The following is a 4,772-nucleotide window of genomic DNA, read 5'->3' as shown; positions in this document are numbered from 1 at the left end:
TCAGTTGTCAGTTGTCAGTTGTCAGTTGTCGGTTGTCGGTTGAGAATATTCTTTCTGTAACTTGTTACCTATTACCTATTACCTATTACCTATCACCTAACTAGCAACTGACGTAAAAAAGTCCAGTTAGTTAAAGAAGTAACTGGAAAATAGAATTCCGAGAACGAAGACTAATAGTAGTCCCAGGTAAAGAGAGGTACGGTTTAATTCAACCGGTTGTTGATTAGGATTAGGCGTTCTTTCCATGATTAACTCCTAGCGTTGAATAAACTGCATTGAGGCGATCGCGCCCAAAAAGAAGACAGTAGGGACAGCTAAGGTATGCACCGCGATCCATCTAACTGTAAAAATGGGATAGGTAACTGGTTGATTGATGTTATTACCGCTAGTCATGATCTCAAATTATTTTCCAATAAAGGTTTCTACTTGTTTTTTTGCTTCAAAACGATTGCTGACAATTGGCACTTCTTGACGGACTTGAGTAAAATACTCATTAGGACGAGGTGTGCCAAATACATCATAAGCCAGTCCAGTGCTGACAAATAACCAACCTGCAACGAATAATGCGGGAATGGTGATGCTGTGAATTACCCAGTAACGAATACTGGTAACAATGTCAGAAAACGGACGTTCTCCAGTGGTACCTGCCATTTATTTCACTCCCTTATCAAAAACTATTATTGAGTTTATAAGAAAATAGGCTGAAAATCCCGGAATTAACCCCTAAAAATTTTTAGGCTTTTTAGGGAATAATTTCTTTTAAGCCGGGGGTGAAAGCCAATTAGAGGCTGTCTTCCTCCAGTGACTTGTGTTATACTAATTGTAACAGGAAAGGTAATCAACCTGTCTAAAAACCTAACTGCCTAACGGTAATCTGTGCCTTGACAATTAAATCTATGCGGTTCTACTGCATTGTTCTAGTTTCCTTCTAGCAGTAGGTAAAAGATTTATAGGGACTAGACGAATCAGAATTTTGAAACTTTCTCGTTTCAAGTTAAACAGGACTTGCAGTCATGCAACTACGGTCGGGCAGACCGAAAGTTAACGCTTGGGGAGAGTCCCACCTCTGACCTAGATAACGCAAGGAGTCTAGTTTAAGTGGTCTCGTTGAACCAAGAATCCCCGTGTCTTTAGACCGGGGAGTGTCAATATCCTACAAAGTTTAGACAGAGTTACAACTTACAACTTTCTTCTGGTGAATACATCCATTATTGGGTGTAATTACGCCGCTGGGGCTGCTGTTGCTGCTGTTTTGGGGTTATATTTCAGTAAAACACCGCGATCGCCAATTATAAAACCTTGATCAGGGCTAAAAAATACAATTTTGTAAAGATTAGCTGCAACTGTCTCCACATCACGGTCTTTTTCCCAAGTTTTACCACCATCGGTGCTGCGAAGTAAATTACCGCTACCACCACCGATCCAAATTTCATCGGGTGTGCGATAAGCTAAATCGAGTAAACCCCAACTCGTGGATAACTCTGGATATTCTACCTCTAACCACTCTTCCGGTTTAGTAGGATCACTAAACTGAATTTGGCCACCTCGTGCTAACAACCACAATTGTCCATCGTTAGTAAAACCCATATTTTCTAAGCGACGGGAACTATTGCGGTTATGGGGTTGCCAAGCATTTTGTCCAGGTTCCCAAGTAGAATAAAAACTGCCTTTAGCAGAAACAGCGATATACTTACCATCAGGCGATCGCTCCAGAGTCCGCACCACACCAACGGCCGCGTCTAAATTAGCTTTCCAATTTTGACCACCATCTGTGGTTTGATAAATCGCTCCGATGTCGGTAGCCATTTCCGCTGTATTCTGACCTATTGCTGTAATGGCAATGGGGCTGCCAGGTAACTTTTCGCTTAAAGCAATCCGTGACCAAGACTTACCCTCATCAGTAGTATGGAGCAATAAAGAAGGTTCTCCAGCAATCCAACCTTCCTGACCAGAAAAACTAACGGAGTTAAAACGATATCTGGGATCATCCAACTCTAATTTTAGCGGTTGCCAAGTATCACCACCATCTTTAGTTTCTAAAAGAGTGGCATTACCACCCACCAAGTAACCATGCTGAGAGTTATTGGCAAAGCTAATATCTAACAACTTCGACTTTGTCGGGACATTAATCACCTGCCAAGGATTGTTGCTTATAGAAGGAACACTACTACACCCTATACAGGCGATAACTACTATTAACGCGGCAACAAAACTTTGCCACTTTTTCAAAATTGATTGCATCAGTATTACTGAGGGTTTCCAGTGGAGGTTTAATGAGATTTTCGCCGAATTGCGGTAAATAAAGATAGCGGTTTTTAATCTAGTCCGTAAAGACTAATAAAAAACAAGAAGCCAAGAGCCAAAGCCCCAAAAATCAAAATGTTCTTTTGAGTTGGTGTCAGGGTATTCACACCCAAACCGTAACCTAAGTTTTCCTTGAAACCAGAGGCAGTACCCGCTGGTCCAATATTCGCAAAAACAGTTTTCTTAGCTACACAAACTGGACAACGCCAATTTGTGGGTAGTTCGGCAAAAAGTGTTCCTGGGGGGACATCACTCTTGTCGTCTCCCTTCTCAGGTTCATAAACGTAACCGCAAGAGCGACACTCATAACGGTCTAACACTGGAGTTTCCATAGCTTGTTCAGCTTGTTCACTCATAGCTCGTAGTCTCGCAGAGGGGAATTTAAATATACGTTACAAATTATGACATAATTGCTGGACTTTTCTATCAACTCCCGGTTCGCTCATTTTTTTTGGAGTTCGAGAAATTGTCGAAAAATAGAAAATCTAGGTTGAGTAATGGTTTTATTGATTTCCGTTCTATAAAACTTACCCAAAATTATCAAGGTCTAGATACATCTGGACACCGATAATTTTGACGTTTACTTCCTGTTTCATAAGAATACCCGGTAAGTGGGAAACGAGCGCGTCCTTAGACCTGAGAGGGAAGCGGCGCGAGCGGTTTCTAACCGCGTCTACACAGGCAAAAGCCACACTATGGCTAACGCCACGCTACGCTATCGGCAAGCTCAGTGACCGCCTACGTGGGTTTCAAATCCTTGATTTTTCGTTAGTCCGCGCAGGCGGACTTTGTTTGTGTAGCCGTGACTTCTAGTCGCCGGGGCTTAAATTGACTCACCGTAGGCATCATAATATATTTAAAGTTTTCTGTCCTCTAAGAGGTTGTTTGAAAAGTATTAGATGAAACCGATAATCTCCAGAAACCTAACCCCCCTTCCCCCCTTCCCTACAAGGGAATGGGGGTTTCAAAGCCTCTCCCCGCGTCGGGGAGAGGTTTGGAGAGGGGTTTATTTATACATTAAAAACTTTTCAAACATCCTCTAAGTCCTATGTGGTAAAACCCCGAAATATCCTACTCAGGTGAGATTTTTTGGAAAAGAAATAAATATCTAACTTTTGGTAGATGTCAAGGTTTTTTATACTTAATATTATCGTTTTGGCAGAATTACTTACAAAAAGCAGTTTAATTTTATGACATCTACACTTGCTAACGGTTTGATTGCTGATGAGTTGTACCTCAACCCAGTCCTAGAACAAGTAGGACTCTATCTGAAAGATTTTGCAATACCTTGTCCATTTAAAAAAATATCCTAACTTGTCGCATAGATATAGAGCTTGACACTTATCAGTATTTGTGTCAAACTTGTGCGTATATAGTCTTTAACTAAAAAGTGTTACAGGTTGTGACACATCCTATCGCCTTCAAACATTATTTTAATACCAATAATTAATTAAATCCATGAATACTGTACTCAATTCTGCTCTGACGCTGACATATAACCAACTCAGCACCTTTGCTGGTTTAGATAATTTCTGGAATCTATTCGATACCGCTTTTGGTACACAATACAACCGCAGCGGTGCGGAAATTCTGCGTTTACAGTGGCTATCTGGTGATTTTGGTCAACTTCCGCAAGTTGAGATTTTAGATAGTAGCATTCTTGGCAATGCCAATGGGGCTTATGCCAGTAGCAATAATAAGATTTATTTATCAGCTAATTTTCTCGCAACTTCTACAGCAGAAGCTATTAGTGCAGTTCTGTTAGAGGAAATTGGGCATTTTATTGATGCTCAAATTAATCTCAGTGATAGTGCTGGAGATGAAGGGGCGATTTTTGCTGAGTTGGTACAGGGTTACAGTCTGGATACTCAGACTTTACAGGCTTTGAAGGCTGAGGATGATCACGCGACTATTACGGTAAATGGGCAATTTATTCAGGTAGAACAGCAGAATTTTACGGGAACGTCAGGTAATGACAATATTACGGGAACATCTGGAGATGATGTCATTCAAGGGTTAGGCGGTAATGATACACTTTCTGGACAAGGAGGAAATGATCAATTATCCGGGGGATTAGGTTCTGATATACTAACAGGAGGCACTGGTATAGATCAATTTGCCTTAGAATATTTCTCTGATTCTTCTTCTGCCCAAAACCAAGATATAGTTAGTGATTTTATCAAGGGAGAAGACCAAATTGATGTCAGAACTATTGGTATCAGTGACTATAACACTATCTTAGCTCTGACCAGTGATGATATTGATGCTAATGCCTTAATTACCACCCGTTATTACAACTATTACGCGGATGGTTATTATCAACTAAAAATCAATGGTATTAGTAAAAGTCAACTACAAGCCACTGATTTTAATTTCAAGACTGCGGTGGTTGATGACACTTTCACGGGAACTTCTTATCGGGATGATTTGTTTGGTGGTTTCGGTAATGATAGCCTCCAAGGAAATGG

At 40.8% G+C, this 4,772-nt stretch carries 7 protein-coding genes; 2 read left to right on the top strand and 5 right to left on the bottom strand.

Annotated elements, in window-relative coordinates:
• Positions 1 to 126 precede the first annotated feature (126 nt).
• The 5 genes from FJR06_RS09700 to FJR06_RS09680 form a co-directional block, all read right to left on the bottom strand.
• Entirely contained in the window at positions 127 to 246 is a 120-nt protein-coding gene (locus tag FJR06_RS09700) for a photosystem II reaction center protein L (protein ID WP_015081482.1), read from the bottom strand.
• A 9-nt stretch (positions 247 to 255) separates the two neighbouring features.
• Positions 256 to 393: a cytochrome b559 subunit beta gene (psbF, locus tag FJR06_RS09695; RefSeq protein WP_010997987.1), complete on the bottom strand. Its 138-nt coding sequence runs from the start codon at positions 391 to 393 to the stop codon at positions 256 to 258.
• 9 nt (positions 394 to 402) lie between these two features.
• Complete coding sequence (psbE, locus tag FJR06_RS09690) at positions 403 to 651, bottom strand: cytochrome b559 subunit alpha (RefSeq protein WP_015081483.1); 249 nt, start codon at positions 649 to 651, stop codon at positions 403 to 405.
• Positions 652 to 1,221: 570 nt separating this feature from the next.
• Positions 1,222 to 2,241, bottom strand: coding sequence for a photosynthesis system II assembly factor Ycf48 (locus FJR06_RS09685; RefSeq protein WP_015081484.1), 1,020 nt, complete (start codon positions 2,239 to 2,241; stop codon positions 1,222 to 1,224).
• Positions 2,242 to 2,315: 74 nt separating this feature from the next.
• Positions 2,316 to 2,660, bottom strand: coding sequence for a rubredoxin (locus FJR06_RS09680; RefSeq protein WP_015081485.1), 345 nt, complete (start codon positions 2,658 to 2,660; stop codon positions 2,316 to 2,318).
• A gap of 834 nt (positions 2,661 to 3,494) precedes the next feature.
• Here FJR06_RS09680 and FJR06_RS24685 point away from each other — a divergent pair.
• The gene (locus FJR06_RS24685) at positions 3,495 to 3,617 is read left to right on the top strand and encodes a hypothetical protein (RefSeq protein WP_256369494.1); all 123 of its coding nucleotides are present in this window, start codon (positions 3,495 to 3,497) and stop codon (positions 3,615 to 3,617) included.
• 145 nt (positions 3,618 to 3,762) lie between these two features.
• Positions 3,763 to 4,772, top strand: a 1,010-nt coding sequence (locus FJR06_RS09675) for a calcium-binding protein (RefSeq protein ID WP_254434409.1), incomplete at its 3' end; no start/stop codon positions are given.

It is taken from the genome of Dolichospermum sp. UHCC 0352 (assembly GCF_009711925.1).
Classification (GTDB): domain Bacteria; phylum Cyanobacteriota; class Cyanobacteriia; order Cyanobacteriales; family Nostocaceae; genus Dolichospermum; species Dolichospermum lemmermannii.
This window is presented reverse-complemented; position numbering and strand designations above follow the sequence as displayed.

Bases quoted from the DNA above. Each gene is read 5' to 3' on its own strand.
- FJR06_RS09700 (WP_015081482.1), bottom strand. From the start codon at position 246: ATGGAAAGAACGCCTAATCCTAATCAACAACCGGTTGAATTAAACCGT.
- psbF (WP_010997987.1), bottom strand. From the start codon at position 393: ATGACTAGCGGTAATAACATCAATCAACCAGTTACCTATCCCATTTTT.
- psbE (WP_015081483.1), bottom strand. From the start codon at position 651: ATGGCAGGTACCACTGGAGAACGTCCGTTTTCTGACATTGTTACCAGT.
- FJR06_RS09685 (WP_015081484.1), bottom strand. From the start codon at position 2,241: ATGCAATCAATTTTGAAAAAGTGGCAAAGTTTTGTTGCCGCGTTAATA.
- FJR06_RS09680 (WP_015081485.1), bottom strand. From the start codon at position 2,660: ATGAGTGAACAAGCTGAACAAGCTATGGAAACTCCAGTGTTAGACCGT.
- FJR06_RS24685 (WP_256369494.1), top strand. From the start codon at position 3,495: ATGACATCTACACTTGCTAACGGTTTGATTGCTGATGAGTTGTACCTC.